At 34.8% G+C, this 19,018-nt stretch carries 19 protein-coding genes and 1 tRNA gene; 6 read left to right on the top strand and 14 right to left on the bottom strand.

Annotated elements, in window-relative coordinates:
* Positions 1-220: 220 nt before the first annotated feature.
* The 4 genes from TX86_RS01195 to trpB all read right to left on the bottom strand — a co-directional run bounded on the left by TX86_RS01195 (position 221) and on the right by trpB (position 3,586).
* Positions 221-1,018 (bottom strand): DeoR/GlpR family DNA-binding transcription regulator, encoded by a 798-nt coding sequence (locus tag TX86_RS01195; RefSeq protein WP_042345505.1) that lies wholly within the window; start codon positions 1,016-1,018, stop codon positions 221-223.
* Positions 1,019-1,098: 80 nt separating this feature from the next.
* The gene (locus TX86_RS01190) at positions 1,099-1,980 is read right to left on the bottom strand and encodes a LysR family transcriptional regulator (RefSeq protein ID WP_042345501.1); all 882 of its coding nucleotides are present in this window, start codon (positions 1,978-1,980) and stop codon (positions 1,099-1,101) included.
* 84 nt (positions 1,981-2,064) lie between these two features.
* Positions 2,065-2,265, bottom strand: a complete 201-nt coding sequence (locus TX86_RS01185; protein ID WP_042345500.1) for a cold-shock protein — start codon at positions 2,263-2,265, stop codon at positions 2,065-2,067.
* Between the two features lie 154 nt (positions 2,266-2,419).
* Positions 2,420-3,586, bottom strand: a complete 1,167-nt coding sequence (trpB, locus tag TX86_RS01180) for a tryptophan synthase subunit beta (protein ID WP_042345499.1) — start codon at positions 3,584-3,586, stop codon at positions 2,420-2,422.
* Between the two features lie 258 nt (positions 3,587-3,844).
* On the opposite strand from trpB, the gene TX86_RS01175 reads away from it, so the two are divergent.
* Positions 3,845-4,396, top strand: coding sequence for a cysteine hydrolase family protein (locus tag TX86_RS01175; protein ID WP_042345498.1), 552 nt, complete (start codon positions 3,845-3,847; stop codon positions 4,394-4,396).
* 388 nt (positions 4,397-4,784) lie between these two features.
* Positions 4,785-5,957 carry a C40 family peptidase gene (locus TX86_RS01170; protein WP_042345496.1) on the top strand — a complete coding sequence of 391 codons (1,173 nt, stop codon included), beginning with the start codon at positions 4,785-4,787 and terminating at the stop codon, positions 5,955-5,957.
* Positions 5,958-6,076: 119 nt separating this feature from the next.
* On the opposite strand, the gene TX86_RS01165 is transcribed toward TX86_RS01170, so the two are convergent.
* A complete protein-coding gene (locus TX86_RS01165) occupies positions 6,077-6,349 on the bottom strand; it encodes a phage holin (protein WP_042345495.1) in 273 nt (90 codons plus the stop codon).
* Positions 6,350-6,645: 296 nt separating this feature from the next.
* Between TX86_RS01165 and TX86_RS01160 the strand changes: the two genes are divergently transcribed.
* On the top strand, positions 6,646-7,026 hold the full coding sequence (locus tag TX86_RS01160) for a VOC family protein (protein WP_042345494.1): 381 nt from the start codon (positions 6,646-6,648) through the stop codon (positions 7,024-7,026).
* A gap of 173 nt (positions 7,027-7,199) precedes the next feature.
* On the opposite strand, the gene TX86_RS01155 is transcribed toward TX86_RS01160, so the two are convergent.
* The 3 genes from TX86_RS01155 to TX86_RS01145 form a co-directional block, all read right to left on the bottom strand.
* Positions 7,200-7,403 carry a hypothetical protein gene (locus TX86_RS01155; RefSeq protein WP_042345493.1) on the bottom strand — a complete coding sequence of 68 codons (204 nt, stop codon included), beginning with the start codon at positions 7,401-7,403 and terminating at the stop codon, positions 7,200-7,202.
* A gap of 190 nt (positions 7,404-7,593) precedes the next feature.
* Positions 7,594-8,403 (bottom strand): GH25 family lysozyme, encoded by an 810-nt coding sequence (locus TX86_RS01150; RefSeq protein WP_042345491.1) that lies wholly within the window; start codon positions 8,401-8,403, stop codon positions 7,594-7,596.
* A gap of 211 nt (positions 8,404-8,614) precedes the next feature.
* A complete protein-coding gene (locus TX86_RS01145; protein WP_042345490.1) occupies positions 8,615-10,573 on the bottom strand; it encodes an oxidoreductase in 1,959 nt (652 codons plus the stop codon).
* 360 nt (positions 10,574-10,933) lie between these two features.
* Between TX86_RS01145 and TX86_RS01140 the strand changes: the two genes are divergently transcribed.
* The 3 genes from TX86_RS01140 (at position 10,934) to TX86_RS01135 (ending at position 14,548) form a co-directional block, all read left to right on the top strand.
* Positions 10,934-12,697, top strand: a complete 1,764-nt coding sequence (locus TX86_RS01140; RefSeq protein WP_052343495.1) for a sigma 54-interacting transcriptional regulator — start codon at positions 10,934-10,936, stop codon at positions 12,695-12,697.
* Between the two features lie 99 nt (positions 12,698-12,796).
* A complete protein-coding gene (locus tag TX86_RS26530) occupies positions 12,797-12,949 on the top strand; it encodes a hypothetical protein (RefSeq protein ID WP_154663027.1) in 153 nt (50 codons plus the stop codon).
* A complete protein-coding gene (locus TX86_RS01135; RefSeq protein ID WP_042345488.1) occupies positions 12,950-14,548 on the top strand; it encodes a sodium:solute symporter family protein in 1,599 nt (532 codons plus the stop codon).
* A 149-nt stretch (positions 14,549-14,697) separates the two neighbouring features.
* Here the strand turns inward: TX86_RS01135 and TX86_RS01130 are convergent.
* The 6 genes from TX86_RS01130 to racE all read right to left on the bottom strand — a co-directional run bounded on the left by TX86_RS01130 (position 14,698) and on the right by racE (position 19,018).
* Positions 14,698-14,771 (bottom strand) — tRNA-Arg (locus tag TX86_RS01130).
* Between the two features lie 153 nt (positions 14,772-14,924).
* Positions 14,925-15,440 carry a YfcE family phosphodiesterase gene (locus TX86_RS01125; RefSeq protein WP_042345486.1) on the bottom strand — a complete coding sequence of 172 codons (516 nt, stop codon included), beginning with the start codon at positions 15,438-15,440 and terminating at the stop codon, positions 14,925-14,927.
* 16 nt (positions 15,441-15,456) lie between these two features.
* Positions 15,457-16,050: an XTP/dITP diphosphatase gene (locus TX86_RS01120; protein WP_042345484.1), complete on the bottom strand. Its 594-nt coding sequence runs from the start codon at positions 16,048-16,050 to the stop codon at positions 15,457-15,459.
* 2 nt (positions 16,051-16,052) lie between these two features.
* On the bottom strand, positions 16,053-16,805 hold the full coding sequence (rph, locus tag TX86_RS01115) for a ribonuclease PH (protein WP_042345482.1): 753 nt from the start codon (positions 16,803-16,805) through the stop codon (positions 16,053-16,055).
* A 118-nt stretch (positions 16,806-16,923) separates the two neighbouring features.
* Positions 16,924-17,985: a GerMN domain-containing protein gene (locus TX86_RS01110; RefSeq protein WP_042345480.1), complete on the bottom strand. Its 1,062-nt coding sequence runs from the start codon at positions 17,983-17,985 to the stop codon at positions 16,924-16,926.
* A 238-nt stretch (positions 17,986-18,223) separates the two neighbouring features.
* Entirely contained in the window at positions 18,224-19,018 is a 795-nt protein-coding gene (gene racE, locus TX86_RS01105; RefSeq protein ID WP_042345478.1) for a glutamate racemase, read from the bottom strand.

The raw sequence follows: 19,018 nt of genomic DNA, 5'->3' as shown, positions 1-19,018 counted from the left end.
TCCTTAACTTGAAATCAGTATAACACACAAACTTGGAATTAATCCACATTTTTGTTGTTCTTTTATTGGTTTTTTATTGTTTTTATTTGCAATATATTCAAATTCCTTAATACAACGCCTTTTTTTAGACGTTTTCACAACAAAAAAATGGTTTCTATAATGTAATCTCTCCTTAAGATTACTTATAGAAACCATCGAGTTATATATGTAATGAAATCAATTAATTATTCTCTGATTCTGGAACAATCCAGTTTATATTTGATTTTTTTATCGCTTCACTCCAGTTGTCAGGTGCTGGCTGATCACAAATGATAGTATCAATATCCTCTAATTCACCAATACGGAAATACTTCTCTTGGTCAATTTTCGTGTGATCAATAAGAATAATGGAGTTATATGCTTGTTGAATCATTTTCTTGGTAAAAATTCCTTTTGATGAATCATAACAAGTTACCCCGCGCTCTAAAGATATTCCATCAACTGTAATAAAATATTTATCAACATAATAATCCTCTATCATCTTTAACGAAATAGAACCGGTTGTTCGATAATGAGTACTATTAATTTCCCCACCAATAAAAATGATTTTCCCTGTAAACAATTGTTGATAATGATTTTCTATTAAAGCAGAAAGAGCCGTTACGGAATTTGTAAGAACCGTTATATTTGTTTTATTTACTAGATGCTTTGCCAACTGCATCGTGGTACTTCCATCATCAATAGCAATGACATCGTGATCATTTATTATACTGACTGCTTCTTTTCCGATTTTTTCTTTTTCATCAATACGAATAATTTCCCTTTCAACAGCAGAAGGTTCACTCTTAAAGTAAGATACTTTAACTGCACCACCGTACACCTTTTTCAACTTCTCTTCTTTATCTAATTCTTCCAGATATCTTCGTATTGTTTCAGTTGAAACACCCAGTTTACTAGCCAAGTCATTTACTTTAACTTTACCCTCAACATCTAGTATTTCAAGAATTCTTTTTTTCCTCTCTTCCCCCGCCACCGACATGCATATCCACCTCATTGTTAGACTTTAATTATCTTAAGTTTACTAGAAATATTTTTCAAATGCTATAATCAGTGATGCTTTCATACAGATTGCTTTAATAATTCAATAAACAATTCAACTGCTTTCGTTTGAAAAGAAGATTTCACTACATATGAAAAATGCCTTTTCAAATAGTAATCTTCTCCTTTTACTACCTGTAATGTTTGTAATGCTTGTTCTTTGCGGAAAGATGCTTTAGAAATAAATGTAATTCCTAAACCCGCTTCTACTGATTCTTTAATAACCTGTGTACTTCCAAATTCCATTTTGTTTTGTGGGTTTATACCTAGTTTTCGAAACATCTTATCAGTTGCTTCCCTTGTACCCGATCCACTTTCTCTAATAATCCATGTTTCATCTTCTAAGTCTTGCAATGTAACTATTTTTTTATCACATATTCCTTTACATAATGCGGAGGCCACAATAAACAAAGTATCTTCTGCAAATTGTTCTATTGTAAGCGTACGCTGATTATCCAAATCACCTTCAATAATGCCTATATCCAAACTATTATTTTTAACTAGTTCAATAATTTCTTTAGTATTGCCAATGGATATAGTTGGTTTGATACTTGGGTAGTTTTCCTTCATTGCAGCGATAACATGCGGCAAAATATACTCACCAAATGTATAGCTAGCTCCTATTGAAATCGAACCCTTTGCTTGATTCGTTAAATCCTCAATTAAATGATGCATCTTCCCATATAGTCGAAGGATTTCTTTCCCCTTTATGTATACGATTTCTCCTGCTTTTGTTAATGAAATAATTTTATTTGTTCTCTCGAGCAATTTTGTGCCAACGGACTCTTCTAATGATTGTATGTATTGACTAACTGCAGGCTGCGTCATATATAGTTCTTCAGCAGCTCTGGAAAAACTTTTCAATTCAACTACCTTTATAAAAACATGTAATTGCTGTTTCATACTCCTCCCCCCCTATATAAAAATATATTGTAAACAACAAAAAAAGCAAATCCATAAGGATTTGCTTTATTTATTAGTTAATGATTAAGCTTTAACAACGTTAGTAGCTTGTGGTCCACGTTGACCTTGTTCTACTTCAAAAGTTACGCTTTGACCTTCGTCTAAAGATTTGAAACCTTCGCTTTGGATAGCTGAGAAATGTACGAATACGTCTTCTCCACCTTCACGCTCGATGAATCCAAAACCTTTGTCTGCGTTAAACCATTTTACTTTACCTTGTTCCATGTTTGTTGCCTCCTAGTGTGCTAACCACACAATGTAATACTATCCTTGCTCAAATCTATAGACGAGCTACTAAACTTATCAATCTAAACCGAACAAAAATAATTCTTCTTAAGAATAACAGAAACGCTAAATAAATGCAACCTGATATATAAGGTTATTTCTTCAACATGTTAAATACTTGCTCAACATCCTTATCTCCACGACCAGATAAATTAACAATAATCACATCATCTGCAGATAGCTCCTTAGCTAATTTAACAGCATAAGCAACAGCATGAGAGCTTTCAAGGGCTGGGATAATCCCTTCTGTTTTAGATAACACCTGGAATGCTTCTAAAGCTTCTTCTCCCTTAATTGTTACATATTCTGCTCTTCCATTTACCTTCATATAACTATGTTCAGGTCCTACTCCAGGATAATCTAAACCTGCAGCAATGGAAAACGTAGGTTTTGGTTCACCTTGTTCATCTAACAATGTTATACATTTAAAGCCATGTAACACAGCTGGTACACCTTGAGACAAAGTTGGTGCTTCCTCTGGTTCAACTCCAATTAATCTCACATTCTCATCATCAATATAATGAGCAAATGCACCAATTGCATTACTTCCACCACCTGTACATGCTACAACTGCAGTCGGAAGTTTCCCTTCTTTCTCAAGAATTTGACGCTTAGATTCTTCACTAATAATCGCTTGAAAATGTTTTACCATTGTAGGATATGGATGTGGTCCAACAGCAGATCCTAGTAGATAAAAAGTATTTTGATAGTTTTCAACAAGATCATCTAAAGCCGCATCAACAGCATCCTTTAATCGTCCTTGACCTTTCTCTACTGGCACAACTTTAGCACCTAATAATTCCATTCGGAATACATTTAACGCTTGACGCTGTGTATCTAATTTACCCATATAAATAACACAATCCATCCCAAACATTGCACATGCAGTTGCAGTAGCAACACCATGTTGACCCGCACCTGTCTCAGCAATAATACGCTTTGCACCCATTCTCTTCGCAAGTAAAATTTGTCCAATCGCATTATTAATTTTATGAGCACCTGTATGGTTTAAATCTTCTCGTTTTAAATAAATCTTCGCTCCGCCTACTTGCTTCGTTAAATTCTCTGCAAATGTTAATGGATTTTCACGCCCAACATACTCTTTTAAATAAAACTTAAACTCTTCTTGGAAAGTTGGATCATCTTTATAACGTAAGAAATTCTCTTCAAGTATATTCATGACATGCTGAAGGTCATCTGGTATAAAGCTTCCACCAAATTCACCAAAATATCCTTTAGTTTCTGAATTTGTAATACTCATTCTCATCTCGTCTCCTCTAAACTATAATTTCACTAAGCAAAACTCGTTAATGATATTATAGTGATTTTTTTCAGTATATTCAAACTTTTAGACAACTAGTACACAGACAAATCTCCTTAATTAAAAAGTGGTTATTAAAAAAATTTTTATATGATGTATTCCTATTTAATTAGTGCCATTATGCAGGATAAAATAGGGTATTTCATATATACTTATAACAAAGAATTCACATGCCTATGGAAAAAGGAGTGTTACCTAATGAACAAAGCTTTACTTAATATTGATTATACAGTTGACTTTATTGCTGACGACGGGGCATTAACATGTGGAAAACCTGGACAAGAAATCGAAGATCGAATTGTCTCTATTACACAAGAATTTATTAATCAAGGAGATTATGTCGTATTCGCTATCGATCTTCATACTAAAGATGATCCTTTTCATCCAGAAACAAAGTTGTTTCCACCACATAACATCAAAAATACAAAAGGGCGTCACCTTTATGGTAAATTAAATGATGTTTATCAAAAAGCGCAACAAGAACAGAAGAATATTTATTGGATGGACAAAACTAGATATTCAGCATTTGCTGGAACGGATTTAGAAATTAAATTGCGTGAAAGAAATATCAATGAAGTACACTTAATTGGAGTGTGTACAGACATTTGCATTTTACATACAGCGGTGGATGCTTATAATAAAGGATTTAAAATTGTTATTCACTCTAGTGCTGTTGCTAGCTTTAATCCTACAGGTCATGATTGGGCACTAAACCATTTCAAACATTCAATTGGTGCAACTGTACTATAGAAAAAATCTTTATTACAATTACTAAATAACCGAAAGAGAACCTCAATGAAAGGTTCTCTTTTTTATTTCAATAGTTATTGAATTCCCTCTGAGAAAAATGTCAAAAACAAGATAATCAAAAAATGACAATATTCTCCTTATACTTCCTATTAAAAATCAGTTTCTTTATATAAAGCCTTTATTTAATAGGTTTTTCTTCTATTACACTATATACCTCACAGCCTAATAGATTAATCAGAAATATTACAGTAATGTTACAAAGAACATATTTACATTACATATGTCGAAACACGGGCCTAAACCCTTGTTTTTCGACAGCAATACCAATAAAATTTAGTTTAGAAATTAGAAAAAAATTAATTTACATAGAAATTGGAGATTTTAATATATGAAGAAATCAGCAATGAAGAAAGTCGCTGCATTATCATTAAGCGCAGCTCTATTATTACAAGCAGCTCCAGCTTTCGCTGCACCAGTAACTACTCCTTCTACAACACTAGCTACTTATAATACTCAAATAGAAGATTTACAAACTAAGATTCGTAAAATTGATAATGATATCATTGAATCTATGGTAAAGATTCAAAAATTAAATACACAAGTTAAAGAAGGTCAAAAAAGAGTAGAAGACTCTAAAGTTGAAATTCAAAAACTTGAAGCATCTCTTGAGCGTTCTATCGAACTATCAAAAGATCGTTTACAAAACATTCAAATGAACGGTTCAGTAGAATTTAATCTTGTAGAAATCTTATTAACATCTGAAGGTGTATCTGATTTCTTCCAAAAAACTAGCGCTGTTTTAACAATCATGGAAAGCGACAAGCAATTAACTGATTCGTTAACGAAGAAAGATGAAGAACTTAAAGAGAAGAAAGCTAAACTTGATCAAGAACTTGTAACAATCAAGAATAGACAAGAAGCAGCTACAAAAGAAAAAGCTGCTATTGAAAAACGTAAAGCAACAATTCAAACAGAACTGAAAAAAGTTCAAGAAGCAAAACAGAAAGCTGAAGAAGAAGCAAAACGCATTGCTGAACAGCAACGTCGTGAAGCAGCAGCTCGTGCAGCACGTGCTCAAAGAGCTGAATCTCAGCCATCTCAAAATCAAGTTGAAAACAATCAACAAAGCTCTTCATCTAATCAAAATAACAGCAACAACGAAAGTACTAACAAACCAAGCAATACACCAGTTGTAAATGCACCTGCTTCAGGTAGTGCATCATCAGTTATTTCTATAGCTAAACAATATCTTGGTGTACCATATGTTTGGGGTGGAACAACTCCAAGTGGTTTTGACTGCTCAGGATTTACTAGCTATGTATTTAGAGCAGTAGGTGTTAGTTTACCACGAGTTTCAAGTGCTCAACAAAACGTTGGAACTCAAGTTTCAACTAGCAGCGTACAACCTGGTGATTTAGTATTCATGGGTAAACCAGCATACCACGTTGGTATTTATATCGGTGGAGGACAATATATCCACGCGCCACAAACTGGTGACGTTGTAAAAATCTCTTCATACAACCCATCTAAATTCTCTAGCGCTACTAGAGTGTTAAATTAATAGTCTAATATATCCAAAGCAGTGGGCTTCTAAATTTAGAATCTCACTGCTTTTTTATTTATGTTAATTTACGTATTCCCTCAATTTCAAAAAACAAAACACAAATCAATAGAATATATCTAATTTGGTTGCTTATAATTCTTCGCATTTTCACTATCAGCTACACCTTTTGTTGTCGGATCAACAACTCCACCAATCCCCAAAAATGTAATAGCAATGAAGTTTACAATGCCCATAAACCCATTAATAGCATTATTAGTAATTGAAAATCCCGTTGGAGCAATATATTCATTAATAAATGCAAGAATCATCTGAGCAAGTATAATAACAGAAGGAATGCCGACAGTAACAACCCATGTTGGATTTTTAAAACGTACTTTCCAGTTAATCATAGATATCCCCCTTTCAATATTATTACTAGTAATATATTGAAGCTTCTATGAAACTGTCTCATTGTTAAGCCTATATAAAAAAGTGGAATAAGCGGATTTTGTAACTAATTGTTGAAAATCCCCCCCTCTAACCTAGAGTAATGAAATTTCAAATATGCTTCGACAAACAGAACATACATTCTTTATTATATTTCTAATAAAGGTATTATGAAATGGGAATACTATATATTAACAATTCCACAACACTTTATTTATATTTCTTTATTAAAAATAATGACCAATGGAGGTACTTACATATGATAAACAAAATCGGGAAGGTTACTATTTATGTAAATGATCAAGCAGCAGCGAAAACATTCTGGACAGAGAAAATGAATTTTGTGGTTAAATTAGAGCAGCCAATGGGTCCATCAATGACTTGGTTAGAGGTAGGTCCAAGTGAGGGTGAATTCACAACTTTTATATTATATGATAAGACTCTTATGAAACAGCAAAAGCCAGATGCAAATGTTGAACATCCTTCCATCTTATTAAGTACCACTGATATTGAAAGCGCATATACACAAATGCAGGAGAAAGGTATAGAAGTAGGGAAAATGTTGAGAATGCCTTACGGAAATATGTTTTCATTCAAAGACAATGAAGGTAACGAATATTTATTACGCGAAGATAAATAGAAAAAACGTCACCAGTCCTTTTTGATTTAGAATTTGCTTCTTTTTTAATTCTAAGCAACTAGCAGAAACATGGCAGGTGTAACGTTAATCACCACACAAAATTAGATACATTCTTATCTTTTAAAAAAGGCTGTCCAAAAAGTAATTGCAAATCACTTTTGGACAGCCTTCATTTAACAAATTTCAAAATCCCTTACTTGATCATCCGGTTGAACTTCAATACCTAGAAAAACCAATTTAGATGGATTTGTTGGAGAAGAACTCACATATCCTCGCTCTTTCAAATTAACAATGATATTTTTATTCAGCTTAATATTTTTAGGATATATTCCTTCATTATTGTAATATTCAAATACTGCTTTTTTTATAGTTTCCATAATTTCGAACCTCCATACAATTCTAAAGAACGTTTGATGTACCGATAGTATATTTCACATTTACAGCTCTAGCAACACTATTCCAAACCTGTAAGAAAGTTCTCATTTTTAGCTAAGAATTACGGCCTCATACCTTCATAGCATCACATTTATCACATAAAATCTTCAATATTTACTATGGCGCTTCGTTTTACACTTCTTTCAAATACACAACATACCCAAACTCAGTTTTAATGATTTTCATTCCTTTTTCTGCGTCAGCTTTATTAGCAAATGTTCCCGTAACTAGTCGATACACATCACCCTCTTGTTTTATATAAACAACCTTGAAATACTTTTTCAAATTAGCTTGTGCCTTTTCTACTGAAGCTTTACTACTGAAAGTACCCGTTACTAATCTATAAACCTTACTAGGTCCAACAGGTTGTTCATCAATAAACCAAGACAACGGCTTATTCCCTATCAATTTATTCAAGTCTACATACCCAGTAACACCTGCTAACTTTCCCGTATCTGTATACTGCCATATATCACATGGTATAACAGGTTCATTGTTACCGTATCTTGGAATCCAAAGAAAATCTGCTTTAACCTTGGCCATTCCATATGGTTTGTAAAAGTGATTTCCTGTATATAGACCCACTTTATATCCCGCTAATTTACAATGATCAATAAATGCTTGAGATGCTTTTTGCAAAATCTCCACTGATGGACACGTTTGCTCTTCTACATCAAGCACTAGAAATCTCGCTTCCTTAGTAGCCGTTGCTAAAAAATCTTGTGCTTCTTTAATTGCATCAGAGACACTTACAAATTGAGCATAGTGATAGAGTCCATATGGAATTTTATTGGCTCTAACACCCGCTACATTCGCTTTATAATATCGATCCGTTAAATTGCTTCCATATTTAGTACGAATGATGACTAATTCTAATTCCTGACTAGCTTTCACCCAATTAATCACTCCTTGGTGATGAGAGATATCTGCGATTTTCTTCATATTCATACTTCTCCTTCAATTCATCTTCATCGCTGACTTTGGCTTGTCTTCAGTATTAGCATATGCTTCTTCTTTATCAGCGAATGGATGAATATCTAACCTCATATGCGAATTATACGAAAAAGAAAAGCGCCTGAACAATCACAAAAAACCAAAGCTTCAACCATATAGAGCTCTATTCAAGAGCCTATGGTTAAGCTTTGGTCTTCTTTTATAAATTCATCGCAGTTAGCATACCTTCATGCGTCGCTTCTTCTATTGTGCGAGGTCCAAGGCAATCTCCAATTTGTTTAACAATTGGAACAAGATTTTTTATATTTTCATATAAATCATCATGAGGAACACGACCAACCGCCAATACAATAGAATCCCAATTCTCTAATTGGACTTTTTGCTGATTAAATAGATTACGAATCTCAACTTGATTATCACAAATACTGCCAAGGTCATAATGTGGGAGTAGTTTTACATTCAAATCATATAACTTCTTTAAATATTCATTTCTTAAATATTGATGCACTGATTCACCGATATGCAATCTTGATGTTATTAACATCACTTCATGGCCTTTTTCAGCTAAATGAAGCGCTGCCTCCATCCCAGGCCAATCCCCACCAAAATCAAAGACTATAACACGTTTACCCACTTTCGCATTTTGTTTAAATAAATCATCAATCAATATAACACGAGCATCATCAATACCATCAATTACTGGTACATACGGTCTTGAGCCTGTTGCACATATAATCGCATCTGGATTCATTTGTGCAATTGTCTCAGTATCCACAACTTCCCCTAGTTTAAGCTGTACATTACTTCGACTTAATTTACGTGAATAATTGTCAATCATCGACTCCGCTAATTCATGGCGCATTGGTGTTTTGCGCATTGTTTGAAGTAATCCACCAATTGAATTATGCTTTTCAATTAATGTAACTTCATGACCTAAAGCGTCCGCTGTAATCGCCGCTTCTAAGCCGCCTGGACCTGCCCCTATTATAACAACTTGTTTCTTCTCTCTCGGCTTCTCTAACTCTTCAAAAACCCAAGCTTCTTTACCTGTTTTCGGATTTTGCACACAACCAATTGGCAAGCCTTTATGATAGTGTCCAATACATGCTTGCAAACAGCCAATACATGCATCAATCGCATGAGCTTCTCCTTGTAAAGCTTTATTAGGCATATCTGGATCAACAATCAAGGCTCTCGTCATTCCAACCACATCCGCTTTACCTGTGGATACAATCTGCTCAGCTTCTACAGGGTCAACAATTCTTGAACCGATAAATACTGGAACTGCTCCCGCCATTCGGATTTTAAAACCATGTGCCGATAGATAAGCATGTTTCATCGGAGATGGTGGAACGATATGCGTTGAGCCCTCATACGTACTTGAATTCCCCCCCGTAACATCGACAAAATCAAGACGTACTTTATCAACAAGATATTCAACTATTTGTACAGCATCCTTTAGGGTCGTTCCATCCATCGTTAATTCATCCGCACTCATACGAATACCAACTGTGAAATCTTCTCCTACTTTCTGCCACACTCTGTCAACAATATCAACAATAAAACGCATACGATTCTCAAAGGAGCCACCATATTGATCTGTTCGTAGATTTGTTAGCGAAGACCAAAATTGAGCCGGTAAATAGCCATGTGAACAGCAAATCTCTACCCCATCCAATCCACCTTCTTTAGCTAATTTAGCGGACTCTGCATAGCCTTCAATTACCTCTTCAATATCTTCTAAACTCATTGGTTTTGGCATAATACCAAAACGCAAACTCGGGACAGCCGAAGGAGCCCAAGCTGCATTTCGATAATCACTTGAAACAACTTCTCTACCACCGTGAAATAATTGAGAAAACACTTTCGTTCCATATTTATGTAATCGATTAGATAATCCTTTATATGCATCGACAATGTTTGGATCATACCCAGCAATTGTATGTGAAGTAAGGTTTCCTGACACATGAACAGCTGCTGCCTCAAGAACAATTAAACCTACCCCACCTTTTGCTCTTGTTTCATGATAAGCAATCATATCAGATGTAGGGATACCATCCTTAACATGGTTTGTTTGATGAGCAGTGCTTAAAATACGATTTTTCAATTCCGTATTACCTATCACTAATTTGGAAAATAAATGCTTAAATTGAGTCATAAAAAGTTCACTCCCTAATATTAGATGTAAGTATTGAGAAAAGTCTAGTGGTTAAACCATCAATATCTCCTCACTATAATAAATGCAATAATTATGCCAATCATTTTAGTAAATAACGTCACTTATTATAGTAAATAAGTTCTATATTACTCATTTTTTTACTGTTTTCAAAAGGAATTAACAGAATAATCTCGAAATAAAAGAGGGGCGAACCTTTTTAGGTTCAAAATAAGTTCAAAAACGGTTCAACTCTTTTTATCTTTAAAAGGAATTAGCCTTATTTATGAAGAAAATGCTCTAGCTCCATTTTGAATAACTGTAACAAAAACGGTTCAATTTTTTATAAGAAAGGATATACATATGGAATTAAAAAAAGATGCATTCATTGTGTTTTCCGACATTTCTCTTTTAGAAATCGAGTCACTGCTCAAAATTCAAAATGCTCCTGTTTTAGTAATGAAAAACCATCTTGAAGTCTTAGGAATTATCGATGAAAATACATTTTGGAGAAAAGCTTATTTAAAAGGTTTAGGTGATACAATAACTTCCTATATCAATAATTCTTTCTGCGTGGTGAACAATCTACAGGAACTAAAAAACGATGAGCTAAACCATTATGATTACGTCGTACAATATTTTGATAATCAGTATAAATGTTTCTCCATTGAAGAAGTGAAGCTAAAAAAAGCTCAACAAGAAAGAAGCGCCTTACTGAACTTACAAGCATCTCTTCAAGAGGAACTAGACTATACAAGAAAGAAAGTAAAAGAATTAACGCAAGTATTAAATTCCTCATTCGATGAAATCTTTGTAACAGACGAAAATGGAAGAACATTATTCGTTAGTGAATCTTGCAAGAAGTTAACTGGACTACCTCCTGAAGCATATATGTATAAAAATATTCACGATTTGTCTGCAAAGGGCATGATTGTAAATTCAGTCACTAAGCAAACAATGGAGAGCAAAACGATTCAATCGGCTGAACAAACCTATCCAAATGGCGTAACCGTTTTTAGTACAGCAACTCCGATATTCGATGAAGAAGGACAGCTCTATAGAATAGTGACTAACTCTAGAGATATTACAGAATTAGTAAACATGAAAAACCAACTAACTTATGCACAAACCAACTATCCTTTAGATTCAAGTGAATCTTTACGAGCTGAAGAAACTGTAAGTATTAACAACCTTATTACTAGCTCTAAAAAGATGATTCACTTAATCGAACTAGCCAAAAAAGTAGCACCTATGGATTCTTCAATCTTTATACATGGTGAAACAGGGGTTGGCAAAGGTGTATTTGCAAGAATTATTCATGATTTTAGTCCAAGAACGAATAATAGCTTCGTTCAAGTGAACTGTGGAGCTATTCCACCAGCCTTAATAGAATCCGAATTATTCGGTTATGAAAGTGGTGCATTCACAGGAGCAAAAAAGAGTGGCAAGCAAGGTCTTGTAGAAATGGCCGAGGGAGGTACCTTATTTCTCGATGAAATAGGTGAAATGCCCTTAGATTTACAAGTTAAGATTCTTCATCTCGTTCAAGATAGAACATATATGAAGGTAGGTGGCACAAAAGAAAAGAAAGCAAATATCCGAATTATTTCAGCCACCCATAAAGATTTAAAAAAATTAATTATCGAAAACAAATTCCGAGAAGATTTATATTATCGATTGCATGTCGTACCATTACATATTCCTCCTTTAAGAGAACGTAAAGAAGATATCTTATTATTAACTGAACATTTCTTGCAAGAGTTTAATAAGAAATACAACCAATCCATTCAAATAAACGATAGTTCTAAAATATTATTACAGCTTCAGGATTACCCTGGTAATGTACGAGAATTGGAAAACCTTATTGAGCAGATTGTTGTCATGGCGCAAAAACCGATTATTTCTATAGAAGACCTCCCTTTCCAAGCAAGTAACAGTAATCTAGACATTACTGATGAGTACGAAATCATGCCATTAAAGACCGCCGTAGAAATAACAGAGAAACAATTACTATCACAGGCTCTATCAGCTTATAAAACAACAAGAAAAGTAGCTAAAGTTCTTCAAGTAAGCCAAACAACTATTATGAGAAAACTGAATAAATATCGACTTGCGTATGAGGAATAATAATTTATTCCTCTTTTTTATTTCCATCATTTAGAAAATGGTATAGAACTTGCATTATAAAATTCACAAGTATTACTAACAATCATAAGGAGGAGAAACATGGGAGAATTAATTTTTAGTTTTGCATATGGAGGTTCAATTATTATTTTAGGATGGATTACTCGTGCGTTTTTAGTAAATATGAAAAAGAAACAAGATCAAATCCAAAAACAAACAGACAATAGAAATTTGACAAAGAAAGTAGGAATGTAAATGGCTTTTGTTATTGGTATTATTGTATCTTTTTTAGTTTACATCTCGATAGGGCTATTTCTCTTTAAGAAAGTATCAAACTCGGAAGAATATTATGTTTCTGGAAGAAGCGGCAATACTTTAATGGTAACAGGAACATTGGTAGCGTCTTTCCTAAGCACTGTATCCTTTATGGGTGAAGCTGGATTTTCATATGATGGCTATCCAGTTCTTCTTTTAATACTTGTTATTTTTAATGCAAGCGGATACATTCTTGGTGTTTTTCTATTTGGTCGATATTTACGCCGAAGTCAATCATTAACGGTACCTGAGTATTTTGGTAATCGGTTTAATTCTAAAAAGGTTCGTTTAGCGGCAGCTATTACAACCATTCTCGGTATTTCAGCTTACTTAGTTGCCGTAACACAAGGTGCAGCTGTTTTATTGTCTGAGGTTTCCGGTGTATCATATCCGATTGCTCTTCTTATTATGTGGATTGTTTATTCCTCATTTACCATTCTTTCTGGCGCAAAAGGAGTAATGGTAAATGATACAATTATGTTCTTCCTCTTCTCAGTCGCTACATACCTTAGTTTTCCTTATATTATTAAAGCAGCTGGAGGTTTCCCAGATGCCATTACAAAAGCTGCACATTTATCTGCACGACCAGACTTATTAAGTTGGCACGGCATCACTGGTCCCGCTGCTACGATGGGAACACCAGGTGAAGCATTAGCATGGGCTGTTATTATGGGCCTAGTATGGGGAGCTGTTATAGCAGTAAGTCCATGGCAAAGTAGTCGTTATTTAATGGCCAAAAATGAACATGTAGCTATTCGATCAGGAGTATGGGCAACTGTCTCAATCTTTACGATTTATTTATTCCTTCATATTAGCATTTCGACAATCACTACAATTAAAGCTGATATTACACCTTCTGAGAAAGTGTATATATGGGCTGCAATGAACATTGTACCTAAATGGCTTGGCATCATAATTGTAAGCGGTATTATGGCAGCCGCTTTATCCTCTTGTTCTAGCTTTTTACAATTAATAGGAAGTAGCATTACAAGAGATATTATGGAACAATCTCGTAAGAAAGAATATACTGATCAACAACTTTTACGTACAAGTCGTATCTCTATGATTATTATTAGCATCATTATATTACTGATAGGTTTAATGCAACCGCCTGCTGTTATGTGGATTGGCTACTTCGCCGCAACATTATTTGCTGCATCTTGGGGTCCAGTCGCTTTCGCTAGTGTATTCTCTAAATCACTTACGAAAGAAGGCGCTTTTTGGAGCATTGTCTCTGGATTTTTAGGCGTCATTATCGGTGAAGGTATAGAAAAATCTGTTACTCTTCCAGTCTATTTCAATCCAGTTATTATCGGATTACTTTGCAGCATCATAGCTCTTATTATTGGTTCAAAATTCGGTGTCATTACGGCTGAAGAAAAAGTATTCCAGGCTAGACTTTTAAAACAACCTATCGAAGAAAACGAAAACAACGAGATGAAAATCACTTTGAGATACCCTATTTATTTAATGATTAGTGGCGTCATGATTATTGCAACTACTTTAATATTTTATTATTGGCCAACCACTTTAGGATAATTATAAAAACAGCAAATACTTCAAGCAATCAATTTAATTTTTTTGAAGTAAATAAAATTATTTCTCACCTAAACCGCTGTAAAAGGGTTTAGGTCTTTTTTTCAAAATAAAAAGACAACCTATTCAGGTTGCCTTTACGTCCTATATGACGTCCTGGGAGGGATTCGAACCCCCGACCGACGGCTTAGAAGGCCGTTGCTCTATCCAGCTGAGCTACCAGGACATATGTATAAAATATCTTTTTTTAAAAGTGAAATTATTTAAGGACATTTATAATTATAGTAAGATATGCTGGTAAAGTCAATAGCTTTAACCCTTTTTCACTTTTCTTATATAACAGGGAGAAGCTTCTCCCTGTTGTTAATTATACATGATATTAACTCATTTGATAAGTAGTTGATAATTTTTTCAATAAATTATGCTCATGATCATAAAAGTTTACCTTCACTTGCTTTCCTTCAATCTCAAGAATCACATATGTTTTTTCAACACGTCCACGTGGAAGTAAAATGCTACCTGGGTTAATATATAAGACTCCATCCGTACCTAGCATACTACCAGCGCTATGAGAATGTCCAAATAAGACAATATTAGCTTGTACTTCTTCAGCTTTATAAGAAAGGTTTTGCAATGTCATTTTAATATTATAAAGATGACCATGTGTTATGAAAAAGCAAAAACCTGCTACATCCTTTACTTGCTCCGTTACAAAATCTTGTCCATAATCACAATTGCCTTTTACATAAATGAAGTTTTTTAATGCTGGGTCATTACTATTTAATTCCGAGTCACCACAATGAAACATAGCAACCGTTTCATTTTCATATTTTTCTTTCAGCATTAATAAATCTTTTGTTTGCCCATGACTGTCACTGACAACTAGAATTTTCACAATGTCCACATCCTTTTTAGGAAAAATGGTGAAGTTCTGCTTGTAAGTTTTTCAATGCATTCGCACGGTGACTAATTGCATTCTTTTCACTTGATTGTAGCTGTGCCATTGTTCGTTCTAGTGAAGGAACATAGAAGATTGGGTCATAGCCAAAGCCATTCTCCCCTTGTCGAGCTGATGTAATAATACCTTCAACCGTACCAGCCACCGTCATCGTTTCTTTACCTGGCGCAGCAATTGCTAAAGCACAATAAAAGCGAGCCGTTCTTTCTTCTGCAGGTACATCTTCTAGTTCAGCTAAGACTTTATCAATATTTGCTTCATCACTCTTTGCTTCACCCGCATAACGTGCAGAATATACGCCTGGTCGCCCATCCAAAGCATCAATAATCAAACCAGAATCATCTGCTATTACCATCGTATTAAACTGCTCACAAAGAGCCTCTGCCTTCAGAATAGCATTTGCTTCAAATGTTGTTCCTGTTTCTTCTACATCCTTAGCGTCCTCTAAATCAAGCATCGTCAAAAATTCGTAACCTAGAGGTGAAAAGAGCGCCGCAAATTCCTTTGCTTTCCCTTGATTCTTTGTAGCTATAATAAGTTTCTTCACAATTACTTACCTTCGCTTTCCACGATTAGATTTGCAATATCTCCAAGTGCTTCTTTTTGTGCAATGAATAATTCATTAACACCTGTATTCGCAAGGTCGAGTAATTCTTGAAGCTGTTTGTACGTAAAGGTAGATTCTTCACCAGTGCCTTGAAGTTCTACAAATTCTCCCGCTCCAGTCATGATTACATTCATATCAACCTGTGCGCTTGAATCCTCAATATAATTTAAGTCTAACACAGCACCATGCTCTTCTGTAATTCCAACACTTGTTGCAGCCAAATAATCTTTAATTGGGAAAGTAGTTAGTTTCTTCTCTTTATACAATTTCTCGAACGCAAGTGTCATTGCTACAAATGCACCTGTAATAGAAGCCGTACGTGTACCACCATCTGCTTGAATAACATCACAGTCTACCCACATTGTTCTTTCACCCATCGCTTCAAGGTCTACAACAGCACGAAGCGCTCTACCGATTAAACGTTGGATTTCCATTGTACGTCCTGTAATTTTTCCTTTTGCAGCTTCACGAATATTTCGTTGTTCCGTCGCACCAGGTAACATCGAATACTCCGCTGTAATCCAGCCTTTTCCTTCTCCCCTCATGAAATGAGGAACTCTTTCATCTATAGACGCTGTACAAATCACTTTTGTATCTCCAACTGTAATTAATACTGATCCAGCAGGATGCTTAATATAACCCGTTTCAATATGTATTGGTCTTAATTCTGTTTTTTGACGTCCATCATGACGCATATGTATTCCTCCTCATGTTTTATATTAGAAGCGTGTTCTAACATAATCTACAATAAATAAGAGGCGGCTATTCAGCCAACCTCTTAACTTTATTATTTAGTATATCAAAAAAAGCCAATTACAAACTAGTACTGTTGACTTTTTCAGGTCTACTTACCGGCTCTGATAAATCTTTGCCATCTTCTGTCTTTAATGAAGCCTTCCCATTCACTTGCACTTCCACACTTTTAATGCCTTTTTGTTCAGTTAGTGACAATACAAGTGCATCTAGTAATCTTTGTGATACCGTTTGCTCTTTGAAACTTCCATAAATACTTTCGTTAAAGTTCAATACTGCCTTTCCACCCTTAATAGTTGGATCACTAATTAACGATAAATCTGACATAAATTCTGTCACTAGATTAGCAGAAGGATCTTGAGCTAACTCCTTCACAACTGCTTTTGCCACATTGTCTTCAGACGCACTGATTCGTTTTGTTACAGGAACGTAATAGTAATTATTTTCCTTACCACCTAAGTAATAGACAGTCAGAGGTGTAGTATTTGTAATATCGGAAACATTAGATGTATCCATATTAATACCACTTGCTCTAGAAAGCGTCTTAGATATAGGTGTTTTATTAACAGGCATCTCTGTTAATCTATGTCCATTGACTTGTAACTTAATATCTTTTACTACATCAAATTGTGTTAATGTCCACGTTATTGCATCTAGTATTCTTTTTTCATCTTCTGCTTTATAATTCGCAAACTCCTTTGAGAAATCTACAGTCGCTAAGCCTTTCTCATTAATATCAACATCAACTTGTGTATCAGCAGGTAAAACCGCTCTGAAACCATCTGGTAACAGATTAGAAACAGGTCCATTCGCCACTAAGTATTGCAATGCCTGTTTAGCTACTGCTTTTGAATTCGGTAATGCCATCGATTGAGGAACAACATATCCATTCTTATCAATTAAATACAGCTCAGTCATCACACTCTGATCAAGCCCTGTATCCTGAGTCTTTACTGTTTCCTTATCACTTTTATTTTCTAGTGCAGCACCATCATCAACTATTGTTTCTTTTTGCGGCGGATCAATCTCTTTCTTCCCTTCCCCAAATAACCCGCAGCCCCCTAGTAAAACAGACGATGCAAGTAATGTTGACACAATTGCCACATTTGTTTTTTTGGACATTTTTTTCCCTCCAAGAATAGTTTGTACTACTATGTATACGAGCTCTCCGCGTAAATAGACCAGTACCTAATAAAAAAAGAGGATGCCCAATAAACTATATAATTTATATATAAACAAATTATACTTCTCATACTAAGCAAAAATGAGATTTAAATGAACACGACTTCGAATGGTACAAAAAGCGTAAAAGGGCGCCCTAAAAGTGATCTTCAATTACTTTTAGGGCGCCAAAGCTTTATTAAAGCTTAATAGAATATACGTGCTTCAAATCTTGCTGTAACCAAGATGAAGCAATTCGATGAAACATATCTTTAGAACCTGTTGTATAGAAATGATGTTCTTGTCTTTTTTTACTATTATTTAATAATCCATAATGTTCTAATATGACACTTGTTTCCCGGGCTGTTTCATCTCCAGACGAAATCACCTTCACTTGTTTACCAAGTGTAGTAGATATGATTGGTCCTAATAAAGGATAATGTGTACATCCCAAAATTAACGTATCAATACCAGTCCCCTTCAAGGAATGCAATGTTTCAGCGACTACCTTCTTCGCAATTGAACTAGCATATTCTCCACTCTCTACAATCGGAACAAACTTTGGACATGCCAAACTAAGAACGTTCACATCTTCATTAATAGCTTGTAATGCTTCTTTATAAGCATTACTTTTTACAGTGCCTATCGTACCGATAACACCGATTTTCAAATTATTCGAGTGTTTAATGGCAGCTCTTGCTCCAGGTTGTATAACACCCAAAACAGGTATGTTAAGCTCCCTCTTTATGTCATCGAGTGCAGCTGCTGTTGCAGTATTACACGCAATGATTAGCATCTTAATATCCTTCTCAAGAAGAAAATTTGTCATTTCCCATGTAAATGCACGTACTTCTTCCTTTGTTCGCGGTCCATATGGACATCTTGAATTATCCCCTAAATAAATAATTTGCTCATTTGGAAGCTGACGCATTACTTCTTTTGCTACTGTTAATCCGCCAACGCCTGAATCTATTATACCTATTGGTTGTTTCAA

The sequence above is a fragment of the Bacillus massiliigorillae genome, assembly GCF_000380245.2.
In the GTDB taxonomy this organism is placed as follows: Bacteria; Bacillota; Bacilli; order Bacillales; family DSM-1321; genus Bacillus_AD; species Bacillus_AD massiliigorillae.
Note: the sequence above shows the minus strand (reverse complement) of the source record. Positions and strands in the feature narration are given on the sequence as shown.